The 24,247-nt window shown below is 65.5% G+C and carries 23 protein-coding genes; 11 read left to right on the top strand and 12 right to left on the bottom strand.

Annotated features, from left to right (window positions below; all coding sequences use genetic code 11):
- Nucleotide 1 precedes the first annotated feature (1 nt).
- Entirely contained in the window at nucleotides 2–643 is a 642-nt protein-coding gene (locus LK535_RS03380) for a sigma-70 family RNA polymerase sigma factor (RefSeq protein ID WP_227770465.1), read from the top strand.
- Between the two features lie 15 nt (nucleotides 644–658).
- Here LK535_RS03380 and LK535_RS03375 read toward each other — a convergent pair whose 3' ends face one another.
- Nucleotides 659–835, bottom strand: a complete 177-nt coding sequence (locus LK535_RS03375; protein WP_227770464.1) for a hypothetical protein — start codon at nucleotides 833–835, stop codon at nucleotides 659–661.
- 104 nt (nucleotides 836–939) lie between these two features.
- On the opposite strand from LK535_RS03375, the gene LK535_RS03370 reads away from it, so the two are divergent.
- The 7 genes from LK535_RS03370 to LK535_RS03340 all read left to right on the top strand — a co-directional run bounded on the left by LK535_RS03370 (nucleotide 940) and on the right by LK535_RS03340 (nucleotide 7,822).
- The gene (locus LK535_RS03370) at nucleotides 940–3,579 is read left to right on the top strand and encodes a bifunctional [glutamine synthetase] adenylyltransferase/[glutamine synthetase]-adenylyl-L-tyrosine phosphorylase (protein WP_227770463.1); all 2,640 of its coding nucleotides are present in this window, start codon (nucleotides 940–942) and stop codon (nucleotides 3,577–3,579) included.
- On the top strand, nucleotides 3,542–3,988 hold the full coding sequence (locus LK535_RS03365) for a peroxiredoxin (RefSeq protein ID WP_227770462.1): 447 nt from the start codon (nucleotides 3,542–3,544) through the stop codon (nucleotides 3,986–3,988). Before LK535_RS03370 ends, LK535_RS03365 begins: the two co-directional genes overlap by 38 nt.
- Complete coding sequence (locus LK535_RS03360) at nucleotides 3,985–4,773, top strand: ferritin-like domain-containing protein (RefSeq protein ID WP_227770461.1); 789 nt, start codon at nucleotides 3,985–3,987, stop codon at nucleotides 4,771–4,773. The genes LK535_RS03365 and LK535_RS03360 overlap by 4 nt, the downstream gene beginning before the upstream one ends.
- Before the next feature lie 123 nt (nucleotides 4,774–4,896).
- Nucleotides 4,897–6,105 carry a M23 family metallopeptidase gene (locus LK535_RS03355; protein WP_227770460.1) on the top strand — a complete coding sequence of 403 codons (1,209 nt, stop codon included), beginning with the start codon at nucleotides 4,897–4,899 and terminating at the stop codon, nucleotides 6,103–6,105.
- A gap of 69 nt (nucleotides 6,106–6,174) precedes the next feature.
- Nucleotides 6,175–6,513, top strand: coding sequence for an iron-sulfur cluster insertion protein ErpA (gene erpA, locus LK535_RS03350; RefSeq protein ID WP_227770459.1), 339 nt, complete (start codon nucleotides 6,175–6,177; stop codon nucleotides 6,511–6,513).
- Nucleotides 6,514–6,523: 10 nt separating this feature from the next.
- Entirely contained in the window at nucleotides 6,524–7,294 is a 771-nt protein-coding gene (gene xth / locus LK535_RS03345; RefSeq protein WP_227770458.1) for an exodeoxyribonuclease III, read from the top strand.
- Between the two features lie 279 nt (nucleotides 7,295–7,573).
- Nucleotides 7,574–7,822, top strand: a complete 249-nt coding sequence (locus LK535_RS03340) for a hypothetical protein (protein WP_227770457.1) — start codon at nucleotides 7,574–7,576, stop codon at nucleotides 7,820–7,822.
- A 273-nt stretch (nucleotides 7,823–8,095) separates the two neighbouring features.
- Here LK535_RS03340 and LK535_RS03335 read toward each other — a convergent pair whose 3' ends face one another.
- A complete protein-coding gene (locus tag LK535_RS03335; RefSeq protein ID WP_227770456.1) occupies nucleotides 8,096–9,250 on the bottom strand; it encodes an N-acetyltransferase in 1,155 nt (384 codons plus the stop codon).
- A 108-nt stretch (nucleotides 9,251–9,358) separates the two neighbouring features.
- Here LK535_RS03335 and LK535_RS03330 point away from each other — a divergent pair, with 108 nt between their 5' ends.
- The gene (locus LK535_RS03330) at nucleotides 9,359–10,435 is read left to right on the top strand and encodes a fatty acid desaturase family protein (protein ID WP_227770455.1); all 1,077 of its coding nucleotides are present in this window, start codon (nucleotides 9,359–9,361) and stop codon (nucleotides 10,433–10,435) included.
- Nucleotides 10,436–10,677: 242 nt separating this feature from the next.
- Here LK535_RS03330 and lptG read toward each other — a convergent pair whose 3' ends face one another.
- The 10 genes from lptG to LK535_RS03280 form a co-directional block, all read right to left on the bottom strand.
- Nucleotides 10,678–11,769: an LPS export ABC transporter permease LptG gene (gene lptG / locus LK535_RS03325; protein WP_227770454.1), complete on the bottom strand. Its 1,092-nt coding sequence runs from the start codon at nucleotides 11,767–11,769 to the stop codon at nucleotides 10,678–10,680.
- Nucleotides 11,766–12,962: an LPS export ABC transporter permease LptF gene (gene lptF, locus LK535_RS03320; RefSeq protein ID WP_227770453.1), complete on the bottom strand. Its 1,197-nt coding sequence runs from the start codon at nucleotides 12,960–12,962 to the stop codon at nucleotides 11,766–11,768. Before lptF ends, lptG begins: the two co-directional genes overlap by 4 nt.
- A 181-nt stretch (nucleotides 12,963–13,143) precedes the next feature.
- The gene (locus tag LK535_RS03315; protein WP_227771058.1) at nucleotides 13,144–14,994 is read right to left on the bottom strand and encodes an ATP-binding protein; all 1,851 of its coding nucleotides are present in this window, start codon (nucleotides 14,992–14,994) and stop codon (nucleotides 13,144–13,146) included.
- A 127-nt stretch (nucleotides 14,995–15,121) separates the two neighbouring features.
- On the bottom strand, nucleotides 15,122–16,384 hold the full coding sequence (gene spt, locus LK535_RS03310) for a serine palmitoyltransferase (RefSeq protein ID WP_227770452.1): 1,263 nt from the start codon (nucleotides 16,382–16,384) through the stop codon (nucleotides 15,122–15,124).
- Nucleotides 16,385–16,499: 115 nt separating this feature from the next.
- Nucleotides 16,500–16,742, bottom strand: a complete 243-nt coding sequence (locus LK535_RS03305) for an acyl carrier protein (RefSeq protein ID WP_046410945.1) — start codon at nucleotides 16,740–16,742, stop codon at nucleotides 16,500–16,502.
- 56 nt (nucleotides 16,743–16,798) lie between these two features.
- Nucleotides 16,799–17,680: an NAD-dependent epimerase/dehydratase family protein gene (locus LK535_RS03300; protein WP_227770451.1), complete on the bottom strand. Its 882-nt coding sequence runs from the start codon at nucleotides 17,678–17,680 to the stop codon at nucleotides 16,799–16,801.
- Nucleotides 17,677–18,777, bottom strand: a complete 1,101-nt coding sequence (gene proB / locus LK535_RS03295) for a glutamate 5-kinase (RefSeq protein WP_227770450.1) — start codon at nucleotides 18,775–18,777, stop codon at nucleotides 17,677–17,679. The genes LK535_RS03300 and proB overlap by 4 nt, the downstream gene beginning before the upstream one ends.
- A gap of 63 nt (nucleotides 18,778–18,840) precedes the next feature.
- Nucleotides 18,841–19,410 (bottom strand): aminoacyl-tRNA hydrolase, encoded by a 570-nt coding sequence (pth, locus tag LK535_RS03290; protein WP_227770449.1) that lies wholly within the window; start codon nucleotides 19,408–19,410, stop codon nucleotides 18,841–18,843.
- A gap of 113 nt (nucleotides 19,411–19,523) precedes the next feature.
- The gene (locus tag LK535_RS03285; RefSeq protein ID WP_227770448.1) at nucleotides 19,524–20,138 is read right to left on the bottom strand and encodes a 50S ribosomal protein L25/general stress protein Ctc; all 615 of its coding nucleotides are present in this window, start codon (nucleotides 20,136–20,138) and stop codon (nucleotides 19,524–19,526) included.
- Between the two features lie 124 nt (nucleotides 20,139–20,262).
- The gene (locus LK535_RS03280) at nucleotides 20,263–21,159 is read right to left on the bottom strand and encodes a TraB/GumN family protein (RefSeq protein WP_227770447.1); all 897 of its coding nucleotides are present in this window, start codon (nucleotides 21,157–21,159) and stop codon (nucleotides 20,263–20,265) included.
- Nucleotides 21,160–21,290: 131 nt separating this feature from the next.
- On the opposite strand from LK535_RS03280, the gene LK535_RS03275 reads away from it, so the two are divergent.
- On the top strand, nucleotides 21,291–22,130 hold the full coding sequence (locus LK535_RS03275; RefSeq protein ID WP_415837095.1) for a glycine--tRNA ligase subunit alpha: 840 nt from the start codon (nucleotides 21,291–21,293) through the stop codon (nucleotides 22,128–22,130).
- Entirely contained in the window at nucleotides 22,127–24,154 is a 2,028-nt protein-coding gene (glyS, locus tag LK535_RS03270; RefSeq protein ID WP_227770446.1) for a glycine--tRNA ligase subunit beta, read from the top strand. Before LK535_RS03275 ends, glyS begins: the two co-directional genes overlap by 4 nt.
- Nucleotides 24,155–24,247: the final 93 nt, after the last annotated feature.

The raw sequence follows: 24,247 nt of genomic DNA, 5'->3' as shown, positions 1-24,247 counted from the left end.
CATGACCGAAGCTGAACCGCGCGCCACGGACGCGGCCGATGAGGTATCGGTCGAACACGTCTCCTTGTCCGATCCCGAGTTCAAGAAGCAGTTGGCGCAGGTGATCCCGCACCTTCGTGCGTTCGGCCGGTCGCTGTCCGGGAACCGCGATCTCGCCGACGATCTGGTGCAGGAAACGCTGCTGAAGGCATGGGCCGCTCGAAAGCGGTTCCAGGCCGGCACCAACATGCGCGCTTGGACCTTTATCATCCTGCGCAACCTGTATCTCTCCCAGATGCGGCGCGCTCGCTTCAAGGGCGAGTGGGACGATCTGGTGGCGGATCGCCTGCTGGCCGCGCCGGCCAGTCAGGACAAACATGTCGAGCTGGCCGACATGCAGCGCGCGTTGCTTCATCTGCCGCAGCCCCAGCGTGAGGCGCTGATCCTGGTTGGCGCTGGCGGGTTTGCTTATGAGGAAGCGGCGGAGATCTGCGGCGTCGCGGTGGGCACGATCAAGAGCCGGGTGGCTCGCGGCCGTGTCGCGCTCGAGACACTGATGAGCGGTAACGACATGACGTCGCGTACCGACCACACCATCGCCAGCGTGAAGCCCACGCTGGACGAGATCATGGACGAGGTGGACGAGCTCAGCAGGGATCGCTGAGCTGGCCTACCTTTGTCAGTGTTGCGTGGTAAGCCGGTCCAGCTGCGCCAGAATACGGGCGAGTTCATCCGGCACCCTGCGCGTTTCCGCATAGGCATATCGCAGCGACTCGCCCACCGCGTCGGTCACGCGCGGGCGGGGGACGTAATAGCCGCCTCCGCCGCGCTCTCCTGTGTGATGTTCATGTCCCATCATAGCCGCTAGAACGGGCGACGGAGCCATAAGGTTTCAACGTCTTTTTCGTGGTGGATCGTTTGTCAAGCGAAATTATTGCTGATCGAGCAGTAAGCGATGCGGTGGCGCGAGCCCGCGACTGTTCGCCATTTCTGGCGAATTTGCTTGAGCGCGAAGGGGAGCAGGGCGCGGGTACGCTCGCCGATCCGCCGCTGATCTCAGCTGACCTGGGGACTGGAAAGGCACTTCGGCTCGCACGTCGGCGCCTGGCCCTTCAGGTAGCGATCGGTGACCTCTCTGGCATGTTCGATCTGAGCGCGGTGACGCACCGCCTCACGAATTTTGCCGACCTGGCCTTGGATAAGGCAATTCACACGGCCATCCTCGAGCGGACGCCTGGTGCGGCCCCACAGGGGTTCGTGGCCATCGCCTTGGGCAAGCAGGGCAGTCGTGAATTGAATTATTCGTCGGACATTGATCCGATCTTCCTGTTCGATCCCCGCACGCTGCCGACCCGCAACAACGAGGAGCCGGTGGACGCAGCAGTGCGGATCGGCCGCCGCGTCATCGAGCTGCTCCAGGCGCGCGATGCGGATGGTTACGTTCTGCGGGTGGACCTTCGGCTTCGGCCCACGCCTGAAGTCACGCCCATCGCCGTGCCGGTCGACGCCGCCATCGTCTATTACGAATCGCAGGCGCTGCCGTGGGAGCGGGCGGCATTCATCCGTGCGCGCCCGGCCGCCGGTGATCTGGCGCTAGGCCAATCGTTTCTCGACGCGATCCGCCCGTTCATTTGGCGCCGAAGCCTCGACTTCGGCGCCATTGGAGAGATCGTCGAGATCACCCGCCGGATTCGCGACCACCATTCGCAGGGGCAGACGTTCGGGCCGGGCTATGATCTCAAGCGTGGCCGGGGCGGCATTCGCGAGGTGGAGTTCTTCGCCCAGATCCACCAGTTGATTCACGGCGGCCGTGATCCGGCGCTGCGCATTGGCGATACGCGCTCGGCGCTGGCTGCGCTGGCCGCTGCCGGCCGGATCGATCCGGCGGAGGCGCGTGCGCTGACGGACGCTTATGTTGCGCTACGCACCGCCGAACATCGCGTGCAGATGATCGATGACCGCCAGACCCACTCGCTTCCCACGGGGGAGGCGCTGGATCGGGTGGCGCGGCTCGACGGGCGCGAGGATGGTGCGGCGCTGCTCGCGCATCTGCTGCCCCATGTTACGCGTGTCGCGGAAATATTCGACCGGCTGGCTGCGCCCGGGGCGGCGGCACTCTCGACCGATCCCGACAAGCTGTGCGGGCAGTTGGCGGATGCCGGCGTTGGCGACACTCAGGTGGCGCTGGCGCGGATACGCAGTTGGCGTGCCGGTCGCTATCCGGCGCTCCGCAGCGCCGCCGCACAGACGGCACTCGAGGCAGTGCTGCCCGGCCTGATCGGTGCGCTTGCCGAAGCGCCGGAGCCCGAAGCGGCGCTCAACCGGCTGGATCGATTGTTCGAGCGGCTGCCAAGCGCCGTGAACATCTTCCGCCTGCTGGAGGCGCGACCCGCGCTGGCGGTGCTGCTGGTGCAATTGCTCAGCCATGCGCCGACGCTGGCGGACGAGCTCGCGCGGCGACCGGATCTGCTGGATGGCTTGATCGACGCGTCGGCATTCGAACCTGTGCCGGACATCGCCGAACTCGCGGCCGAGATGCGAGTTCGCAGGGGGAGCGACTATCAGGCGCAGCTCGATCATGTTCGCAGGATCGTCGCCGACCGGCGCTTTGCCTTGGGGGCCCAGATCATTGCAGGCGCTTCTGACCCGCTCGCGGTTGCTGCGGGCTATTCGCGGGTAGCGGAGGCCGCCATTGACGTGCTGGCGCAAGCCGCGGTTGATGAATTTGCCCGCCCTCATGGTTTGGTTCCCGAAAGCGAGTTCGTGATCCTGGCGCTTGGCCGGCTTGGAGGCGGGGCGCTGACCCACGCCTCCGATCTCGATCTCGTCTATCTGTTCACTGGCGACTTCGCCGCAGAGTCCGACGGCCCTAAACCGCTGGGCGCGACGCTTTATTATAACCGCCTGGCACAGCGAGTGAGTGCGGCCTTGTCGGTGCCTACCGCCGCCGGTCCGCTGTATCCGATCGATACGAGGCTCAGGCCCTCGGGCAACCAAGGCCCCTTGGTCGTCAACTTCGAGTCGTTCGCGCGCTACCAGCGGGAGAGCGCGTGGACGTGGGAGCATATGGCGCTCACCCGGGCGCGGCCGGTATTCGGCTCTCCCGCCGCCCGCGCGGCGTTGCAGGCGATCATATCGGATGTGCTTGCCGGCAATCGTCCGGAGCGGGACATCGTCGGGGACGCACTGAAGATGCGGGCCGAGATGGCGACGCACAAGCCGCCGGCCGGGCCGCTCGATGCAAAGTTGCTGCCCGGTGGCCTCGTCGATCTGGAGTTCGCGGTGCATGTGCGACAGCTGCAAACCCACCGCGGTTTCGATCCGCATCTGGGCCGTGCCATCGAGGCGCTTGATCTGGCGCCAAGCCTTGGTCCAGCGCACGACCTGCTGACACGCATGATCGTGACGCTGCGGCTGGTGGCGCCGGACGCGACCCAACCGGACATGCCGGCAACCCGCGCGCTGATCGCCCGCGCGCTCCGGCTGGACGATTGGCCGGCGGTGGTCGCGGCGCTGGACAGTGCACGACAGGAGGTTACGGCGGCATGGAAAGGAGTGACTGATGGACATGTTGCCCGACGTGACGGTGACCGCACCTGACGGAACGGTGTTGCGCCTTCGCGAGCGCCCGCTTCCGATGGTGGTCTATTTCTATCCCAAGGACGATACGACTGGCTGTACCCGGGAAGCCCAGGATTTCTCCGCGCTGGCGGCTGAGTTCGCCACTGCCGGCATCTCCGTGCTCGGGATCTCGCGCGATACTCCGTCGAAGCACCAGAAGTTCATCGCCAAATATGATCTGGCTGTTGCCCTCGCAAGCGACGAGGACGGCTCTGCCTGCGAAGCGTTCGGCACATGGGTGGAGAAGTCGATGTACGGCCGCACCTATATGGGCATCGAGCGGTCGACCTTTCTGTTTGATCGTGATGGGCGGCTCGCGCGGGAATGGCGCAAGGTGAAGGTCGCTGGTCACGCCGCGGCTGTGTTGGAAGCGGCCTGCGCCCTGTGAGCAGCGTTGCCGAGGCAGCGCGCCGCGTTCTTGAGGCTGCCGATCCATACGAAAAGGTGAAGGCTGCCCGAGCGGCTGCACGTGCATGGCGGCTCGGCAAGCTGGACCATTCGTTCGCGGTGGCCATGCCCGACGCACCGGCGCGTCCGTCGCTTCCTGAATTGCTGCCGCCGAACCGGATGCCCAAGCGCGGCAAGGGCGGTTCCGAACGCGGCCGGCTCGCCTTGTTGCATGCGCTGGCGCACATCGAGTTCGTGGCGATCGACCTCGCCTTCGACATGGCCGGGCGGTTCGGCGCCGGGTTCCCGCGCGCGTTCGTCGATGACTGGTTTTCCGTTGGCGCCGATGAAGCGATGCACTTTGCCATTCTCGAGCGGCGGTTACGGGCGCTCGGCAGCTTCTATGGCGCGCTTCCCGCTCATGCCGGCTTGTGGGAGGCGGCAAGCGTCACCGCCAAAGATCCACTTGCCCGACTGGCTGTTGTGCCGATGGCGCTGGAAGCACGCGGGCTGGACGTGACGCCGGTTACAGTGGAGCGGTTCCGCACCGCGGGCGACGAGGCGAGCGCGCGCATTTTGCAGCGCATCTACACCGATGAAATCCGCCACGTTCGCTTCGGCACGAAGTGGTTTGAGGCAAGCTGCCAAGAATTGGGCCTGATTCCCGCGGCTCATTGGCAATCTTTGATCGGGACGCACTTTCGCGGCGTGGTGAAAGGTCCATTCAACGACTCAGCGCGCGACTCTGCCGGCCTAACGCGGGATTATTACGGCGCTATTGCCTAAGAGACGTAGAAGGAGCCAGAGATCGGCGTCCGGGTGCGGGGGGCCGCAATCCAGACCAGTTTAGATCAAGCGCGTCGGGCGTGTCTCGACGGCTGCCGTATCAACGATCTCGTTTGGGGTTCGATGACTAAATCTTTTTCCGCGCCGGCTAATCGCATCGCTGCTGGCGCTCGCCTGCTGTTTTCGCCGCGGAACGTGGTTTTCCACGATGGCCGCTCGGTTCGTCGGATGCGGCTGGGCCGGGCGTCGCAGAGCGCGGTCGTCGGCGCTGCCGCCGTTGTAGTCGCCTTCGCTGGCTATGGTGCCGCAACCGCGACCGGCCAGGCTGCGGTCGCCGCTGGCCTGACGGCCGCTCCCAAGTCCGAACAGCGTATCGAGACCATGGAGCGCAAGCTGGCGCACATGCAGACCCGCGTCGCGACGATCCGCAAGTCCGCCGAACAGCATGCGACCCGGCTTGAGCAGCGCCAGGCGCTGCTCGCCGCTGCGCTGACCGGCGTCGGCGACGAAAAGAAGCTGGCGCTCGCGACCCTGAAGATCGATCCCACCGGCGATCGTCTCGCCGCCTTCGCCCTCGCGCCGTTCGGGAAGGTTGAGCGTCGGCAGGCAATGCTGGCCGATGTCGCGCTGGACCAGTTGCAGGAGCGCTACCAGCTCGCCACTCAGGAAATCCGCGAGCGTGGACTGCGGCCGGAACGCCTGGTGAAGGGCCGCAAGCAAGCCGCCATGGGCGGTCCGCTGATCCCCGCCGCCAGCGCCGAGGCGACGGCTGACCTGAACGCAGATGCGCAGTTCCGCTCGCTGTTCATGACCTGGAAGAAGCTCGACACGCTGGAACAGGGGGTGATCTCCATCCCGTCCGTTCAGCCGGTTCAGCATCTTACCTTCACCAGCAACTTCGGCGTCCGTAGCGATCCGTTCCGCGGTACCGCCGCGATGCACGCCGGCGTCGACATTCCCGGACCAACTGGCACGCCCATCTATGCCACCGCCGATGGTGTGGTGAACCACGCTGGCCGTCAGGGCGGCTATGGCAACATGATTGAAATCAATCATGGCAAGGGGATCACCACCCGCTACGGCCACCTGTCGAAGATCATCATCAGCGACAATGCGCGTGTACGTCGTGGGCAGATCATCGGCCTGATGGGTTCGACCGGCCGCTCGACCGGCCCGCACCTCCACTATGAAGTCCGCATCGACGGCGCTGCCGTGAACCCGGTGCCGTTCCTGACCACGGCTGACTATCTACTCGCGGCGCAGGACCGGACGGTCGGGCAAATCCCGGTGTCGACCGGCGGGCCCGCCGCTCAGGACGGGCTGGACCACTAAGCCACTGGCAGACCGCACCCGCGGTGATCGCGGGTTGCGGGCAGGGTGGGGGAGGCTTATCTCATCCCCATGGCTACTCTCGCCGCTGACATCGCCCTGACCCCTGCCGCAGCGGCTCGGGTTGCTGCCATTGCAGGCAAGCAGAACAAGCCCGCCATCCTCCGGCTTTCGGTGGAGGGCGGCGGCTGTTCCGGCTTTCAGTACCGCTTTGGTTTCGCCGATGCGCCGGAGGCCGGCGACGTAGTGGCGGAGACGGATGGCGTTCGCCTCGTGGTCGATGATGTGAGCCTGGATCTCGTACGGGGTGCATCGGTCGATTACGTGGAGTCGCTCGGCGGTGCCGCGTTCAAGGTCGACAATCCGAACGCTGCGTCGGGTTGCGGTTGCGGGACAAGCTTCTCGGTGTAATGCCGCTGGCGTGAAAATCGTCACTTACAACGTCAACGGCATCAAGGCGCGCTTGCCGCGCCTGCTGGAGTATCTCGCCGAGCAGCAGCCGGATATCGTCTGCCTGCAGGAGTTGAAATCCTCCGACGAGACCTTTCCGATCCAGGACGTGCGGGACGCCGGCTATGGCGCCTGCTGGCACGGGCAAAAGGGCTTCAACGGCGTCGCGGTTCTCGCGCGTGGTGCCGATCCGGTCGAGCAGCAGCGCGGGCTCGAAGGCGAGCCGGAGGACGAACACAGCCGGTATCTCGAATGTGTAGTCAACGGGCTGACGGTTGCGTCGATTTACCTGCCGAACGGCAATCCGCAGCCTGGCCCGAAATTCGATTACAAGCTGCGCTGGATTGAGCGTCTGTCGCGGCGTGCTCGCGAGCTGCTGTCGGCTGAGGTGCCGGCGGTGCTGGCCGGCGACTATAACGTCATCCCGAATGACGACGATACATTCTCCGTTCGCGCGATGGCGAGTGACGCGCTGATGCAGCCGGAAAGCCGGGCGGGATATCGGGCCCTCTTGGCGCAGGGGTGGACCGATGCTCTGCGGACGCGCAATCCGGCGGGCGGGGTCTGGACCTTCTGGGACTATCAGGCCGGCGCGTGGCAGCGAGATGCCGGTTTCCGGATCGACCATCTGTTGCTTTCTCCAGCCGCGGCGGACCGCTTGGCGGAAGCGGGCGTGGACAAGGAATATCGCGGCCGGGAAAAGGCGAGCGATCACGCACCCACCTGGGTTCGGCTGCGCTAGAAGAAAAGCGCGGCGGCACGCCCGCCCGAGCGGCGGTCAGCCAAATATTTGAATCAAGACGTTCGTGTGCGGACGCAATCGATGCGCGCGTCCGGATGCGCACAGTTGATATTTGGCAAGATCCGCCGCCACTTGGTGAACTTCGCCGAAGATCAGGATGGCCAGCGCGGGGCCATTTGCTAAGTGGTTGAAACTACGTCGGCAACAAGTTTGGCACGGTGCCTGCAATAGGTTTAGTGGCAGCGCAGTGGAGCGCTGCCGGACCTGAAAGGAACTGCCATGACGATGATCGCTCTCGCTGCTGCCCTCGCGTTCGGCACCGCTGCTCCCGAACCCGCGCCGGCCCCGGCTCCTGCGCCTGTCACCGCACCGGCTGAACAGCGACTGGCTCAGGGCATCAATCCGGAAACCGACACACGCCGCGTCTGCGTTGTCGACACGATCACTGGTCCGGGTTCGGCCCGCCGCTACTGCCAGACTCGCGCGCTTTGGGTTGCGCAGGGCACCGATCCGCTGGCGAAGCGCTGAATGTCGCCCCTCATCAGGGGCAAGACGGAGCCTGCCGCAAACAGGAGAAGAGAGGATGAAGGCGCTGGGGTTCGCGATGAGAGCAGCGGCTACGGCCGGTCCGGTGATCCATGTGGATGGGGCCGGACCGGAGAAGCGCCCCGCTCTCGGCCGCGGGCCTCAGCAAGCCCGGACCCCAGCCGATCCATGGGACGAACAGGGCTTTTACGACAGTTTGACAGCATCCCGCGATTTGCAAAGCGAAGGGCAAGATCGCGTAATGGATGCTGAGCGCTACAGCGTCTTTTCGTACACCTGATACACTTTGTTGACGCGGCTATCGATCGTCTCGGCGATTGATCGCATCCCCTGGTTGTCATCCAGGATCCAGCCGATCTCCCCACGGGTCGCCCCGTAGCGGGTCACGGAAGCGCGGCGGATATATTCGATCATCATGAAGGCCAGCTGGCTCGCCATGCGCGAGGATTGCAGTTCCTTCACGACGCCCATCAGCGGCACCCGCATCGTCCGTACCTTCGGGCGGCGGAGCCACAACAGCAGCTTCGCCCAGCCGAACGGCAGCAAAGAGCCGTTCAGCTTGGCAAGCGGCTCGTTCAGGTCGGGCAGGGTGATCATGAACGCGACGGGCTTGCCGTCGAGTTCGGCGATTCGGATGAGATCGTTGAACACGATTGGCTTGAGCTTGACCCCGACGTCCCGGATCTCCGGCGGCGTCAGCGGTACGAAGCCCCAATTGTCGCTCCAGGCATCGTTCAGGATCGACAGGATGATTGCCGCCTCTTCGTCGAACCGCGACTTGTCGACTTCGCGAACATTGATGCGGCCATTCTTCTCGCCCGACTTGATGATGCGCTGAACAATCGGAGGGAAGTCCTGCGTGATGTCCAGTTCATAGGTCATCATCTGCTTGGCTGGCCGATAATCCGCACCTTCGATCCACTCGCGATATTCGCGCTTGGCATGACCCATCATCACCGTCGGCGGGTGATCATAGCCTTCGATCAGAAGTCCCGGCTCCTCCCAGATTGATTGAGAGATCGGGCCCAGCGCGCGACTCATGCCCTGATCGCGCAGCCATCGTTCGGCGGCCTGAAGGAGGGCAGCAAAGACGCCGGAGTCCTCCGCTTCCATCAGCCCCCACTGGCCGGTCCCAGGTCCGAACCCCTGTGTCGCAGGCATTTCCAGCGCCAGCGTGTCGATGTGGGCCGAGATGCGGCCGACCACACGTCCATCCCGCTCGGCGAGAAAAAGCTGTGCCTTCGCATGGCTGTACCAGCCGTTCTTCTCAGGCGTGATCAGGCCCAGCGCTTCGCTTTTCAGCGGCGGTACCCAATTGGGGTCGTCGCGATAGAGGCGGAACGGCAAATCGACGAACGCACGGCGATCGCGCTTGGTCTGAACGGGGCGAATGGTGAGGGAGCCTGCCATGACCGGCCCTGTAATCGCCTGAAGCGATCATGGCGAGCGGCCTTTCCGCGACATGCGCCACTGTTGCAGCCACCGTGTCGCCATTATCTCCCGGTAATGGACATGCCTATGACGACCATGACTTTTGCCCGGACCAACGCTGCGACCACGCCTCGTGTGCCGATCGCAGATGATCGTGCCATGCTGAAGGCGGCGGCGGAGTTGACCCGCGACCTCAATGCGCCGCGGCCCGGCGTGTATTGGGCGGACTTCCTTGCGTCGGCGCTGGTCGGTTATGCCGCGCTGGGCGTGGCGATTGCTGCTGGCCCCTTGTGGCTGACGCTGGTGGCGGGCGTCGTCGCCATGCTCGCGCTGTATCGTGGTATGAGCTTCATCCATGAACTGACGCATGTGAAACATGCAGCGCTGCCGGGTTTCCGCCTCGGGTACAACGCCTTCATCGGCGTGCCGATGCTGGTGCCATCCTTCATGTACGAAGGGGTGCATAACCTGCACCACGCGCGCACCCGCTATGGCACGTCGGAAGATCCGGAATATCTGCCGCTGGCATTGATGAAGCCCTGGTCCCTGCCGGTGTTCGTGGTGATCGCCGCGCTCGCGCCGGTGGCGCTGATTTTCCGCTATGGCGTGCTGTCGCTCTTGTCGGTGATCATCCCGGGTCTTCGCCGTGTCGTGGTGGAGCGCTATTCGGCGCTGGCCATCAATCCGCAGTTCCGCCGTCGCATGCCGGAGGGTGATGCGGCGAGGCAGTGGAACCGGATCGAAGCGGCCTGCGCGATCTGGGCCATGTCGCTGATCGCGCTGGTGGCGACCGGAACCATGTCGTTGCGCGCGTTTGCGATCGTGATGGTGGTGGCTTCTGGCGTCGCTGTTATCAACCAGCTCCGGACGCTTGTTGCCCATCTTTGGGAGAATGAGGGTGAGGCGATGACGGTGACGGCGCAGTATCTCGATTCGGTCAACGTGCCGCCGCCTGCCACGCTTCCGGCACTGTGGGCGCCCGTCGGGCTCCGTTATCACGCGTTGCACCACCTGCTGCCGGGGCTTCCCTATCACGCGCTGGGCGAGGCGCATCGACGGCTCAGCGCAGTGCTCGAGAAGGACTCGCCTTACTACAAGGCAAACTACGCAGGCATGCCGGGGCTGGTCGCCAAGATCGCCCGCAGCACCATGCTGCCGCGGTAACGCTGGTCGGCGCTGCCGCGTCAGCGGACGCGGCGATGATTGGACGATGAGGCCCTGTCTGAGCGGATCCTCGGGCAGCTGAGCGGATCCTCGGGCAGGGTCTTTGCTTATTCACAACAAGGCTGCGCTCGATCGGGACGACCGCAGTGCGGCGATGGCCAGCCATTCCGCCCGCACCAGCGTACCGTCAGTGATTTGCGGCTGTGCGGTGCCTTAGCCGCGCAGAATTAGCCGCAGCAGGGCTATTCCTCGGTGCGCAGCAACACTGCTTCCCCAATCAGCAGGAACAGCAGGAACGGAGCCCAAGCGGCCAGGAAGGGCGGATAGGCGCCCAGGTTGCCCATCGCGAGCGCGAAATTGTCAGCCACGAAATAGGCGAAGCCCAGCGCCATGCCGATCACCGCGCGGATGAAGAGCTTGCCCGAGCGTGCGATACCGAACGCCGCCACTGCGCCCAGCAACGGCATCAGCACGGATGACAGCGGCCCGGACAATTTGTGCCACAAGGATCCCTCGAGCGCCTTCGTCGGTCGCCCCGCGGCGGCGAGATCGTCGATTGCCTCGTTCAGCGCGCGGAAGGACAGACCGTCGGCGTTAATGGTGGACAAGGTGAACTGATCCGGCGTGACGCCTTGGGCAACCACGACCGTGCCGAGATCGGTCATGGCTCCGCTCGCCACATCGAAGCGACGGGCCGGCCCGATCGACCAGCCCTCGCCGCTACGGCGGCCGTTCGGCGCCGTCACGATCGCCCTCAGCAATCCGCCATCCCGTTCGTACAGGGTGATGCCACCCAATTGTGCTTGGTCTCCACGGCCGCGGATCTGGTTCACCTGGATGAGATCGTCGCCGGTGCGAACCCACACATTGGCTCGGTCGCCCCGATCAATCGGCATCGGCCCGTAATTCACCTTCTGCCACTGCGAGAGCGTCGCCGTCGATCGGGCAACGATGCGTTCGTTAAAGGCGAAGCTCAGAACCGCGATGCCGATGCTGGCAGTGATCAGCGGCGCCAGCACCTGATGAGCGGACATGCCCGATGCCTTCAGCGCGACGATCTCGCTGTTCTGGTTCATCGTGATCAGCGTCAGGATGGTACCAAGGAGGACGGAAAAGGGCAGAAAGCGCGCGATGATCTGCGGCACGCGCAGCGACATATACTGCCATACCTGCGCGTCCGTGTTGCCTGGCACCGCCAGTATCTTCCCGGACTCTCCGAGCAGATCGAGCGCCTGAAGCACCAGCACCAGGCCGGCCAGAATGCCGAAGGTGCGGACCAGGAACATCTTGCCCATGTACAGAGCAACGGTGCGCGACGGGAAAAACGAGATCATGCGCGTGCCTCTCGCGGGCGGCGGCCTGGCATGCGCCGGGTGATCGCCTTCAGCGCCTTGCTCGCGCCACGCTCAAGCGCGCCGATCGGCTGCCCGCCGGGCACATAGGCGAGGGTGTAGTACATCCAGATGATCAGCGCGGCGAAGATCGCAAAGGGTGTCCACAGCGCGATGAAGGGATCCACGCGCCCCAGCTCGCCAATCGAGGCGGCATATTGGTTTACCTTGTGATAAGCGACGACCATCACGATCGAGACGAAGACGCCGAGCGCCGACGTTGATCGTTTGGGCGGCACCCCCAAAGCCACGGCGAGCAGGGGCAACAGGAACATCATCAGCACTTCCGCCAAGCGGAAGTACAATTCCGCCTGGCTGCCGTCGCGGGCTTCTTCATTGCCGCTTGTCGCGCCGATGCGCGCAAGCTCCGGAATGGTATATTCCAGATTGCGCCCCCCGCGCGCCCGGAATTGCTCGAACTTGGGCAGGTCGATCGGCAGGTCATGGGCGCTGAACGTCAGGACGCGCGGCGCCGGAAAGTTCGGGCGATTGTGGATCAGCGTGCCGTCAGTCAGGCGGAAGATGATCGTGTTGGGATCGTCCGTCGCGAAGAACTGACCGCGCTGGGCAGTAACGCTGATCCAGTCACCCTGCGGTGTCTGTGCGCGAACGAAGATGCCCGAAAGCTCACGCCCTTTGTCCCGGCTGCGCTCGATCCGCAGCGTCATGCGATCGCCGAGATGAGTGAATTCGCCCACCTTGATGGAGGCGCCCAACGCGCCGGTGCGCAGCTCGAAGCGCAGACCCTCATAAGCGTAGCGGGCCCGTGGCTGGATGAAGCCAACGATGGCCAGGTTGATGAGCGCCAGACCCACCGCATACATGTAAGGCACCCGGAGCAGCCGGCCGTAGCTCATGCCCACGCCGCGCATCACGTCGAGCTCAGACGAGGTGGCAAGCCGACGAAAGGCCAGCAGGACGCCCAGCAGCAGGCCGATCGGGATCCCGAGTCCGAGATACTCGGGAAGCAGATTGGCAAGCAGCTGCCACACCACGCTGACCGGCCCGCCCTCCGTCGCCACGAAGTCGAACAGGCGCAGCATGCGATCGAGCAGAAGCAGCATCGCCGCGATCACCAGCGTGGAGAACAGCGGCAGCGCGATCAGCCGGGCCATGTAGCGGTCGATCGATTTCATGGGCGCGGCTGGGAAGCTCGAACTAGCGGGTGGGGGGGCCGGGTATAGGCGACCAGACGGCAAGCGCCACCCCCTTTGCTATCGCGTCGTCGCCGCGACACTTCAGCTCATGGGGCAGCGAGAAACCGAACCGGTCGGAAGGGTAACGATGACACGGCGAATTGGTGCCGTTACTCCTGCGTCATTCCGCAGCCAGCCTGTGCGGTCCATTCGATTGGTGACGTGACATCGCCTCCGCGATGGCGGCTTCCAGGCCGGCGAGCGTGAATGGCTTGCGCAGGACATGGTGCCCGTTGAAGAGCTCCGGATCGCGGGTTTCGCCGGCAAATCCCGTCACGAACAGCACCGCGACCCCTGCGTGGCGGGGATCGAGCGCGGCAACCATCTCCGGTCCGGTCTGCCCCGGCATCAATACGTCGCTGATGATCAGATTCACGGGCCAATGAAGATCCAGCTTGGCAGGCGCTTCGGCCGGGTCCGAGCAAGGGATCGGCCGATGGCCAAGTTCCTCAAGCGCCCCGATCGTGGCCGAAAGCACGCGCGGATCATCTTCCACCACGAGGATCGTCAGCGACCCGATCTCGACCGGAGCGATTTCTTCTGCCGCATCGGCCTCGGACTCGGTCGCGGCGCTGGTGTCTCGCGGCATCCTCACGTGGACGGTGGTGCCGGCTCCCGGGGCCGAGTCGATCGCCACCTCGCCGCCCAGCTGGCGAACGAACGAGAAGATCTGGCTCAGCCCAAGGCCGGTTCCCTTGCCCACCGGCTTGGTGGTGAAGAACGGTTCGAACACCCGCTCTGCGACCTCCGGTGACATGCCACAGCCGGTGTCACGCACGGCGATGGCAACGAAGTCGCCGTCGTCGGACCATTCAAGCCGAGCGGTGATGGTCAACAGCCCGCGACCCTCCATGGCGTCGCGCGCATTGACTGCCAGGTTCAGGATGCAATTCTCCAACTGAACCTTGTCCGCCCGGACGTAAGCGCCCTCGGTGGCATCGATGATCTCGATCCGTATTCCATCCCCAAGGGTCCGATCCAGAAGATCGCGCATGCTGGCAAGCAGGGTGCCGATATGGATCGGCTGCGGATCGATGGCCCCCTCGCGAGCGAACGCCAGGAGCCGGCGAGTAAGCTCCGCCGCCCGAAGAGCGCCCTCGCGCGCACTTTCGACATGGCGGACAGCGTCCTCGGCATTCCCCGGCATTGAGCGCTGGGCAAGCTCAAGTCCGCCAATAATGATGGCTAGCATATTGTTGAAATCGTGGGCGATGCCACCGGTCAACTGGCCGACCGCGTCCATCTTTTGCGCTTGCCGGAGTCGAGCCTCCTGGGTGCGAAGCTCGTCGGTTGCCTCATCAACCGCTATGGCCAGTTCAGCGGCGCGTGCCCGTTGCGCGTCCGCTTCGGCCTGCGCGATCGCGCGTTCGGTCAGCGCGCGAACCGTGAGCCAGCCGAGCGCGATCGCACCCAGCAGCAGCAGGACACCGAAAACGGAGAAGACGAACGCCGCCTTGGTCGACCGGTTGACGAGCGCCATGGCAGCGGCGGTGCGGCGGCCCAGCACCGCCCGCTCGCCAGTGATGATCGCGTCGAGAACAACGCGGATCTCATCCAGCGATGGCGCCTTGCGGGCGGCGTAATAGCGCGAAAGCGCCTGCTCGTTCTTGCCATAGGTGGTCGAAAGCGCCGTCAGTGACAGTTCCTCGCCGCGATCGCGATAGGCAGCGCTCAGGCGCGCCACCAACTGCTGTTGCTCGGGATCATCGCGGGTCAGCGATGCCAGCCGCTGGATCTGATCTCCCGCGCGGCGCCAATCGTCGAAGTATAATTGCCCCAGCTGTTTGTCGCCTGAGATAACGTAGCGGCCCAGCGAGGCCTCCGATTGCGCGATCGTGCCTGAAAGTGTCCGCGCCAGGATCATCACGTCATAGCTGTGGGATTGCAGCGAAACCGCTCGGTCGCGTTGCCGATTGGCTTCCCCAAGCGCCAGGATCAGCGCCACCAGCACGCCCAGGCCCAGAACACCCATCACAAGCAGCGTGAGGGTGCGCCAGGCCGAGGCCACCCCCTCCGGGGCATCGACGCCCACGTCCGCGATCACGGGCACGGGACCTAGCAGATGCGTGGAACTGGCGGAAGCGCTCACCGGGTTCGGATCAGGCGATCACTCCGGTGGCGCGCCCGGCCGCCTCGAACATCGCCACCACCTTGGCCATCTGCTCGGGCGTATGTTCCGCGCAGACCGAGCAGCGCAGCAGGAACATGCCGGCCGGCGTCGCGGGCGGACGCGCGACGTTGACGTACAGCCCGGCCTCCAGCAGCCCGTGCCACATCCGCACCGCCTGTTCCTGGTCGTTCAGGATGACGGCGACGATCGCCGATTCCGGTTCTTCGGTCGGCAGGCGGAAACCAAGCTGCTTCAGCCCGCCGTGCAGCTGCCGCGTATTGGCCCACAGCCGCTCGCGCTTGTCCTTGGCGTGCATCAGCTTGCGGATCGATGCCGTGGCCGACGCGACCACCGCGGGCGGCAGGCTGGCGGTGAAGATATAGGGGCGGCAGACGAAGCGCAGGATCTCGAACTTCGGGTGGTTCGACACGCAGAAGCCGCCCACCGTGCCGACCGACTTGGAAAAGGTGCCGATCACGAAATCGACCTGGTCCTGCAGCCCCTGGTCCTCATAGACGCCGCGACCGTTGGGGCCAAAGAAGCCCATCGAATGCGCCTCGTCGACCAGCACCATCGCGCCATGCTTCTTGGCGACGGCGACCATTTCCTTCAGCGGGGCAATGTCGCCCAGCATCGAATAGACGCCTTCCAGGACGACCAGCTTGCCCGGCTCCTTGGGAAGGCGGCCCAGCCGCTTGTCGAGATCCTCGACCGAATTGTGGCGGAAGCGGACGATCTCCGCATTACCCATCGCGCATCCGTCATAGATCGACGCATGGCTGTCGGCGTCCAGGATGATATACTCGCCCTTCGCCGCAATGGCTGAGATGATGCCGAGGTTCGCTTGGTAACCCGTTGAAAAGACGATGGCGCCGGACATGCCATAGAAGTCGCGCAATGCCTGCTCGACTTCCATATGGTCGTGGAACGTGCCGTTCAGCGCGCGGCTGCCGTTGGTGCCGCTGCCGAACTTGTCGAACGCCTGCTTGCCGGCGGCGATGACGTCGGGATCGAACGTCATACCCATGTAATTGTACGTGCCCAGCAGGATCGTCTCGCGGCCCTTGATCACCGCGACGGTGGGGCTCTTCACCTCCTCCATGACGATGCCGAACGGATCGCGCACGCCGCTCTCGAGCAGCGCCTGCCGCTCGGCGATCAATGGTGCGAACTTGTCGAACAGGTCGCGTTCCGGAGCCACGGTGGCAGGCTCGACGGGCAGGGCTTCAGCCTGGAGGCCGGTTTCGGTCATGTGTTAGATTCCCAACCGTTCACATCGGGTCGTGTCATGTCACCGGGCGCGCCGCGCCCGGCCACGTTCCTGGTCATCCGTCGCGAAGCGCTGAGCGCCGCGCGGTACGCGGCGTTCAGTTCTTCAGCTTGGCGACGGCGTCGGCGAGTTGCCCCACCGTCTCGATCTCTGCCTGCATGTTCATCGTGATGATGATGTCGAATTCGTCCTCGATCGCGGCGACGAAATCCATGACGGTCAGCGAATCCCATTCGAGATCGCCCTGGAACGTGGTGGCCTCGGTCACCGTCACGCCCTTCTTGTTGAAGGGTTCGATCTGGGCCTTCACGGTGTCGAAGATGCTGTCGCGGTCGCTCATGCCGGGTCCTTAGCTGCAAGCGGGCGAGGTGCCAATCGAATGCGGCGGAAGCGTGGTCATCCTGCGATGGCGTACGCCCGCGCGGTCTGCGCCATGCCCTGGTCAAGCGGGATCTGCGGCGTCCACAGCGTCGCCGGCGGGCGATGATCGACGCGCGCCGTCCAGTCGGGGTGGCTGAGATACTCGACCCGGTCGAGTGTCAGCTTGGCGCCGTTGCCGCGGAATTTGCGGTCGATCCGCGCCGCGACCCGCATCAGCGGCTTGGGCAAATGCATCGGCATCACCCGCCGCCCCACCGCGCGGCCGATCGCGGCGGCAAGATCGGCGTGGGTCAGTGTCTCGCCATCGTCGACCTCGTACAATTCATGCCCGCCCGGTCGTTCGGCGAGCAGGACGAGCAGCCGCGCCAGGTCATCGACATGGATCAGCGACACGCGCCCCGGCGGCGGCAAGAAGGCAAGGCCCAGCCGCGCCAGCCGGAACATGTCGCGCATCTCGGTATCGCCGGGGCCATAGACGCCGGTCGGCCGCACGATCGTCCAGTCGCTCGCGCTCTCAGCAACGATCGTCTCGGCCTCGCGCTTCGACCAGCCGTAGATCGACAGCTGCGGCTCGCGGGCCGACAGCGACGACACGTGCACCAGCCGCCGCACGCCCGTCGCCGCCACCAGCCTGCGCGTGCCCTCGATATTACCGGCGACAAAGCCCGCTTTGTCGGGCGCATTGACCACGCCCGCGATATGGATGACCGCATCTGCGCCCTCGACCAGCGCCGCGAGGCTCGCGGCATCGTCCAGCGCGCCTGCCACCCAGGTAACGCCGTCGCGCGCCGGCTGCGGTCGGCGTGTGAGCGCACGGACCTCATGCCCCGCCGCCAGCGCCGCCTCGATCGTCGCCCGGCCGACAAAGCCGGTCCCGCCGGTAAGCGCCAGGATCACAGCAGCGCCATATGGTTGCGGTGGATCAGCGCAGATCGCGGCGCATAGCCGAGCAACGCCTCCTGCTCCTCGCTGCGCCGGCCGAGCAGGCGCTGCATCTCGCCCGCGTCATATTCCGCCAGCCCGCGCGCGATCGGCCCGTCGGGGCCGGCGATCGTCACCACGTCGCCGCGCGCGAAATCGCCCGAGACGGCGGTCGCCCCCGCCGCCAGCAGGCTGCGCCCCGCCGCCAGCGCCTGCGCCGCGCCGGCATCCACCGTAATGACGCCATTGGCGGTCAGCCGTCCCGCCAGCCAGGCCTTGCGTGCCCGCGCACGTTTCTCGGGCAGGAAGATCGTGTGCCGCGCCTGCGTCGACAGCGGCCGGTCAACCCGGCCCGAGGCAATCGCCAGCGAAACGCCTGCGCCGGTCGCGATCCGCGCCGCGGCGATCTTCGACACCATCCCGCCCGATCCCATGCCGGAGGCGGAGCCGTCGTCCGCCATCGCGGCGATCCGTGCGTCGATCTGCGCCACTTCCGGGATGTGGACCGCGCCGGGCTGCGCCGGATTGCGATCGTAGAGGCCGTCGATGTCGGACAGCAGCACCACGCCGTCCGCCCCCGCCGCCTGTGCCACCCGCGCCGCCAGCCGGTCATTATCGCCGAAGCGGATCTCGGCCGTCGCCACGCTGTCATTCTCGTTGATGACGGGCACGGTACCAAGCTGCAGCAGCCGGCCCAGCGTCGCCGCGGCGTTCAGGTAGCGGCGGCGATCCTCCAGATCGTCCAGCGTCACCAGCATCTGCGCCGCGGTCAGTCCGTTGGCGGCCAGCACCTCGGCCCAGGTCTGGCTGAGCGCGATCTGTCCCGTTGCAGCCGCCGCCTGCGCATCCTCCAGGCTCGCCCGACCGCCACGCGGCAGCCCCAGCCGCCGCGCGCCCAGCGCGATCGCGCCCGACGAAACGATCGCCACCTGCTGGCCGGCATCGGCGCGCGCCGCGACATCGGCGGCAATTCCCGCGAGCCAGTCCCGCCGCACCGCGCCCGATGGGTCGACAAGGAGCGCCGAGCCGATCTTCACCACGAGGCGCGGGCAGGAGGCGGGCGGAAACAACATGGCTCGATCCGTTATCGCGCCGCGCGCCAATGGGAAAGGCCGTGGGAAGGGCGGGCGGCGCCGTCAGCCCTGCAACCGCAGCGCCACGTCGTTCATGAACCGCACATCACCCCCGGCCGCCAGCGTCGGTGCCTCCGCAGCAAGTGCCCCCAGCAGATCGCTCAGCGGATCGACCTCATTCTTGGCGTAGTTACCAAGGACATGGCCGGTCACGCGGTCCTTGTGCCCTGGATGCCCGATGCCGATACGTACGCGGCGGAACTCCGGCCCCAGATGCTGGTCGATCGAGCGCAGGCCATTGTGCCCCGCCAGCCCGCCGCCCATCCGCACCTTCACCTTCATCGGCGCAAGGTCGAGCTCGTCGTGAAACACGGTCAGCGCCTCGACGCCCAGCTTGTAGAAGCGCAGCGCCTCGGCAACGCTGCGGCCGCTCTCGTTCATGAAGGTCGCGGGCTTCAGCAGCAGCACCTTCTGGTTGCCCAGCCGGCCCTCGCGCACCCAGCCCTGGAACTTCTTCGCCGTGGCGCCGAAATCATGCACCTCGGCAATCGCGTCGAGCGCCATGAAGCCCACATTGTGCCGCTGCATCGCATATTGCGGGCCCGGATTGCCCAGGCCGACCCATAGCTGCATCACCGATCCCATCGTATCACTGGCGTATCACTGGCGCCCAAACGAAAACGGGCGGGGGCGTTGCCGCCACCCGCCCGCGAAACCGCGCCGCCAACAGACGGCGAACGGCGATGTTACTCGCCAGCAGCGTCCTCAGCCGCTTCGGTCGACGTGTCGCCCTCGGCCGACTTCAGGGCCGACGGAGCAACAACGGTCGCGATGGTGAAATCGCGATCGTCGATCGCCGACTGCGTGCCGTTCGGCAGCGTGACGGCGGAGATGTGGAGCGAATCGCCCACGTCCAGGCCCTTGAGCGAGATGGTGACTTCCGACGGGATTTCGGCCGCGTCGCACACCAGCTCCAGCTCGTGACGAACGACGTTCAGCACGCCGCCCTTCTTCAGGCCAGGCGCTTCTTCCTCGTCAACGAACACCACCGGCACTGCAACGGTGACGGTCGTGTGCGCGGAAATGCGCAGGAAGTCGACGTGGACCGGACGGTCAGTCACGGCGTGGAAGTGCACGTCCTTGGGCAGGGTGCGCTCGCCGTTGATCATCACGACGGTGTTCATGAAGTGGCCGGTGCCCAGCGCCTTCACAAGCGCCTTTTCCTCGAGATGGATCGAGGTGGGTTCCTTGTTCTGGCCGTAGATCACGGCGGGTACGCGGCCTGCACGACGCAGTGCACGGGAGGCTCCCTTGCCAACCCGGTCACGCGTCTCGGCTGCGAGCGTCAGCTGGTCGCTCATCAATATTCTCCGAAACTCATGTTTGTCCTTCCGCGCCACGCCTCCAGGGATGACCATGGCCGGAAGCGGGCGCGCATAGCGGGGAGGGGCGCGAAAGGCAATCCTCCCGGCATGGCGTCAGCGGTCAGTACTTCACCCGTACCGCCTTCAGCTTGTACTTGCCCAATTGTGCCTGGACGCTCTGCGGCCCGGCCAGATGGCCGGCGCCGACCGCGATGAATACCCGGCCGGGGGTCCGCATCCGCTCCGCGATCCACTCGGCCCATTTGGCGTTGCGATCGACCAGCAGCGCCTTGCTCACCTCCGGCGAGTCCTTCAGGCTTTCATTCATGGTCGCGGCGAGGCCGTCCGGGTTGCCCTTGGCCCAATCCTCAACCATCCGGTCCATCGTCTCACCTGCCTTCGGCAGTTCCTCGACGGTGGAGCTGAGCAGTTGCAGTTGCGCCTTCTGCGACAGCGAGTCGAAGATCGACATCTGCCCCTCGAACGTTTCCAGGCCCATCACTTGTTTCTTCTGCGCCTTGGCCGCGCGGGTCAGCACCCCTTCCGGCCCGTTTCCGGCGTCATAGCCGAGCTTCTGTACGGGCAGCACGGACAGGCTGATCGCGGCGAACCACGGTTGCATCCGCTCGAACGAGGCACGCGGGAGCTTGTTGTCCTCCAGCGCCTTCACAAACGCCGCCCGTTTTTCCGCCGGCAGCTTTTCGACAAGCGTCGGGCCGACCGGATCGAATGCCTTGGAGACGACCACCTTCTGCTGGGTCTCCTGGTCCGGCTCCACCATTTCCAGCACCAGCGTGCCCGAACGATCGAACGCCTTCTTCACCGCTTCATCAAACCACGTCAGTCCAGGTTTCAGGACGTGGATGGTGCCGAAGAGGTAGATCGTCGTGTCCTTGTCCCGCACGACCCAGAGCGCGGGATCGGCATCCTTCTGCGGCGCCGGGGCGGGTTGTGCACATGCGGGCAGGGTGAAGGCGAGGCCGACGGAAGCGAACAGCGAGATGAAGGGACGGAACACGGGTTTATGCAACCTTCCTGATCGGGGCACGGACGAGCCTAGCGTGGCCCTTGCCTGTTGGCGAGCCATCCGCCATTGCCCGCCGCGCGATGAACGCCACCTCAACAGACGTGCCATTGAGCTTCCAGGACATGATCCTGCGCCTCCATTCCTATTGGGGAGCGCGGGGCTGCGCCATTCTGCAACCCTATGACATGCGCATGGGCGCGGGCACCTTTCACCCCGCCACGACGCTGCGCGCCCTAGGGCCCGATCCGTGGAACGCCGCCTTTGTCCAGCCCAGCCGCCGCCCGACCGACGGCCGCTATGGCGAGAACCCGAACCGGCTGCAGCATTATTACCAGTATCAGGTGATCCTGAAGCCCAGCCCGCCCGACCTTCAAGAGCTGTATCTCGGCTCTCTCGCGGCGATCGGGATCGATTTCACCCGCCACGACATCCGCTTCGTCGAGGATGACTGGGAAAGCCCGACGCTGGGCGCCTGGGGCCTTGGCTGGGAAGTGTGGTGCGATGGGATGGAGGTGACCCAGTTCACCTATTTCCAGCAGATGGGCGGCTTTGATTGCAAGCCGGTCGCCGGCGAGCTCACCTACGGGCTCGAACGGCTGGCGATGTACATCCAGAACGTCGACAATGTGTACGACCTGCGCTTCAACGATGCGGGCGTTTCCTATGGCGACGTGTTCCTCGAAAACGAACGGCAGATGTCGACCTGGAACTTCGAGGTCGCCGACACCGACACGTTGTTCGACCTGTTCCGCAAGGCGACGGCCGAGTGCGAGAATTGCCTCGCCGCAAAGCTGCCGATCCCGGCCTATGAGCAGGCGATTGAGGCAAGCCACATCTTCAACCTGCTGAACGCGCGCGGCGTGATCTCCGTCGCCGAGCGTCAGGCCTATATCGGCCGCGTCCGCGATCTCGCGAAGGGTGCCTGCACGGCGTATATGGAAAAGAACGGGTGGATGGCGTGACCGACTTCCTCCTCGAATTGCGCTCGGAGGAAATCCCGGCGCGCATGCAGGACAAGGCGCGCGAGGATCTCGCCCGCCTGTTTGCCGCCGAACGGGACAAGGCCGGGCTGAAGGCCGCCGAACTCGTCACCTATGCGACGCCGCGTCGCCTGGCGCTGATTGCGCGTGACCTGCCGGCCGAGACCGCGGCGGTCAGCGAGGAGCTGAAGGGCCCGCCGGCGGGCGCGCCCGACGCTGCGGTCGAAGGCTTCCTGCGCAAGGCCGGCCTCACCCGTGACGCGCTCCAGACCCGCGAGGTGAAGGGCCGTGCCACCCTGTTCGCGGTGATCGACAAGCCCGGCCGCGCCACCGCCGATGTGCTGGCGGAGGCGATCCCGGCGATCATCCGCGCCTTCCCCTGGCCCAAGTCGATGCGCTGGGGCGATGCCTCGATCTCGACCGAGAGCCTGCGCTGGGTCCGCCCGCTGCAGGGCATCATCGCGTTGTTCGGCGAGGATGTGGTGCCCTGCGCGATCGCCGGCGTCGAAAGCGGCGCGGCGACGGTCGGCCACCGCTTCCACCACCCGGGCGTCATCACCATCGGCAGCGCGGCCGACTATGTCGAGAAGCTGCGCGCCTGCCACGTCATCGTCGACCAGAACGAGCGCCGCGCGACCATCGCGCTAGGCGCGAAGCTCGCGGCGAACATGGCCGGCCTCACGCTGATCGAGGACGAAGGACTGGTCACCGAAAACGCCGGCCTCACCGAATGGCCGGTGCCGCTGCTCGGCCGCTTCGACGAAGCGTTCCTCGATGTGCCGCCCGAGGTGATCCAGCTCACCGCGCGCGTGAACCAGAAGTATTTCGTCTGTCGCGACGCGGGTGGAAAGCTCGCCAACGCTTTCGTCTGCACCGCGAACATCGACGCGTCGGACGGCGGCGAGCGGATCGTGGAGGGCAACCGCAAGGTCCTCGCCGCGCGCCTCGCCGACGCGCGCTTCTTCTACGAAACCGATCTCAAGACGAAGCTGGACGACTTACGTCCCAAGCTCGAAAAGATCGTCTTCCACGAAAAGCTCGGCACCGTCGCCGACAAGGTCGACCGCGTCGCGAAGCTCGCCCGCTGGCTGGCCGAGGAAGGCATCGTCAAGGGCGCCGACTCTGATCTCGCGGAGCGCGCCGCGCGCCTCGCCAAGGCCGATCTCGTTACCGGCATGGTCGGCGAATTCCCCGAGCTCCAGGGCCTGATGGGCGGCTATTACGCCGCCGCGCAGGGCGAACCCGCCGAGGTCGCCGAGGCGATCCGCGACCACTACAAGCCCGTGGGGCAGGGCGACGACGTCCCCACCGCCCCGGTGACGGTCGCGGTCTCGCTGGCGGACAAGCTCGACAGCATCACCCAGTTCTTCGGCGCCGATCTGAAGCCCAGCGGCTCCAAGGATCCGTTCGCGCTTCGCCGCTCCGCGCTGGGCATCCTTGCGCTGATCCTCGACAACGGCCTCCGCTTCTCGCTGTCGCGGATCGCCAACGGCGACGTGCTCGATTTCTTCGCCGACCGCCTCAAGGTCCAACAGCGCGAAGCCGGCGTTCGCCACGACCTGATCGACGCGGTGTTCGCGCTCGGCGGCGAGGATGATCTCGTCCGCCTGCTCGCGCGGGTGAAGGCGTTGCAGTCGTTCGTTGGGACCGAAGATGGCGCGAACCTGCTCGCTGGCTACAAGCGCGCCGCGAACATCCTGAAGAAGGAAGGTTATCTGGCCGACGCCGCGCCATCCGCGGCCGATTACGACCGGGAACCGGCAGAGGCGGCGCTGGTCGCCGCGTTGGATGCGGCCGAACCTGCGTCAGCCAACGCGATCGCGAACGAGGATTTCGAAGCAGCAATGGCGGCACTGGCCACCTTGCGCGCCCCCATTGACTCGTTCTTCGATCAAGTCACCGTAAACGATGCAGATTCGAACAAGCGTGCCGGCCGCCTGGCGTTGCTCGCGCGGGTTCGGGCTGCCGTTCACGGTGTTGCCGATTTCTCCCGCATCGAGGGATGAGCGGGTAAACGGTTACATCTACTTAGGTGCCGCTTTGCGCTTGCAATCCGGCGTCTGGACGTGTGTTGCGGCGCAATAACGAGATTCAGGAGG

Source organism: Sphingomonas sp. IC4-52, from assembly GCF_020707225.1.
In the GTDB taxonomy this organism is placed as follows: domain Bacteria; phylum Pseudomonadota; class Alphaproteobacteria; order Sphingomonadales; family Sphingomonadaceae; genus Sphingomonas.
The sequence above is the reverse complement of the archived record's forward strand: the minus strand, read 5'-3'. Positions and strand labels throughout refer to the sequence as shown.

What these genes read in the sequence shown, in the direction of transcription:
- LK535_RS03380 (WP_227770465.1), top strand. Translation starts at nt 2, where the DNA reads ATGACCGAAGCTGAACCGCGCGCCACGGACGCGGCCGATGAGGTATCG.
- LK535_RS03375 (WP_227770464.1), bottom strand. Translation starts at nt 835, where the DNA reads ATGGGACATGAACATCACACAGGAGAGCGCGGCGGAGGCGGCTATTAC.
- LK535_RS03365 (WP_227770462.1), top strand. Translation starts at nt 3,542, where the DNA reads ATGGACATGTTGCCCGACGTGACGGTGACCGCACCTGACGGAACGGTG.
- LK535_RS03355 (WP_227770460.1), top strand. Translation starts at nt 4,897, where the DNA reads ATGACTAAATCTTTTTCCGCGCCGGCTAATCGCATCGCTGCTGGCGCT.
- erpA (WP_227770459.1), top strand. Translation starts at nt 6,175, where the DNA reads ATGGCTACTCTCGCCGCTGACATCGCCCTGACCCCTGCCGCAGCGGCT.
- LK535_RS03340 (WP_227770457.1), top strand. Translation starts at nt 7,574, where the DNA reads ATGACGATGATCGCTCTCGCTGCTGCCCTCGCGTTCGGCACCGCTGCT.
- LK535_RS03335 (WP_227770456.1), bottom strand. Translation starts at nt 9,250, where the DNA reads ATGGCAGGCTCCCTCACCATTCGCCCCGTTCAGACCAAGCGCGATCGC.
- LK535_RS03330 (WP_227770455.1), top strand. Translation starts at nt 9,359, where the DNA reads ATGACGACCATGACTTTTGCCCGGACCAACGCTGCGACCACGCCTCGT.
- lptG (WP_227770454.1), bottom strand. Translation starts at nt 11,769, where the DNA reads ATGATCTCGTTTTTCCCGTCGCGCACCGTTGCTCTGTACATGGGCAAG.
- lptF (WP_227770453.1), bottom strand. Translation starts at nt 12,962, where the DNA reads ATGAAATCGATCGACCGCTACATGGCCCGGCTGATCGCGCTGCCGCTG.
- LK535_RS03315 (WP_227771058.1), bottom strand. Translation starts at nt 14,994, where the DNA reads ATGGGTGTTCTGGGCCTGGGCGTGCTGGTGGCGCTGATCCTGGCGCTT.
- spt (WP_227770452.1), bottom strand. Translation starts at nt 16,384, where the DNA reads ATGACCGAAACCGGCCTCCAGGCTGAAGCCCTGCCCGTCGAGCCTGCC.
- LK535_RS03305 (WP_046410945.1), bottom strand. Translation starts at nt 16,742, where the DNA reads ATGAGCGACCGCGACAGCATCTTCGACACCGTGAAGGCCCAGATCGAA.
- proB (WP_227770450.1), bottom strand. Translation starts at nt 18,777, where the DNA reads ATGTTGTTTCCGCCCGCCTCCTGCCCGCGCCTCGTGGTGAAGATCGGC.
- pth (WP_227770449.1), bottom strand. Translation starts at nt 19,410, where the DNA reads ATGCAGCTATGGGTCGGCCTGGGCAATCCGGGCCCGCAATATGCGATG.
- LK535_RS03285 (WP_227770448.1), bottom strand. Translation starts at nt 20,138, where the DNA reads ATGAGCGACCAGCTGACGCTCGCAGCCGAGACGCGTGACCGGGTTGGC.
- LK535_RS03275 (WP_415837095.1), top strand. Translation starts at nt 21,291, where the DNA reads ATGATCCTGCGCCTCCATTCCTATTGGGGAGCGCGGGGCTGCGCCATT.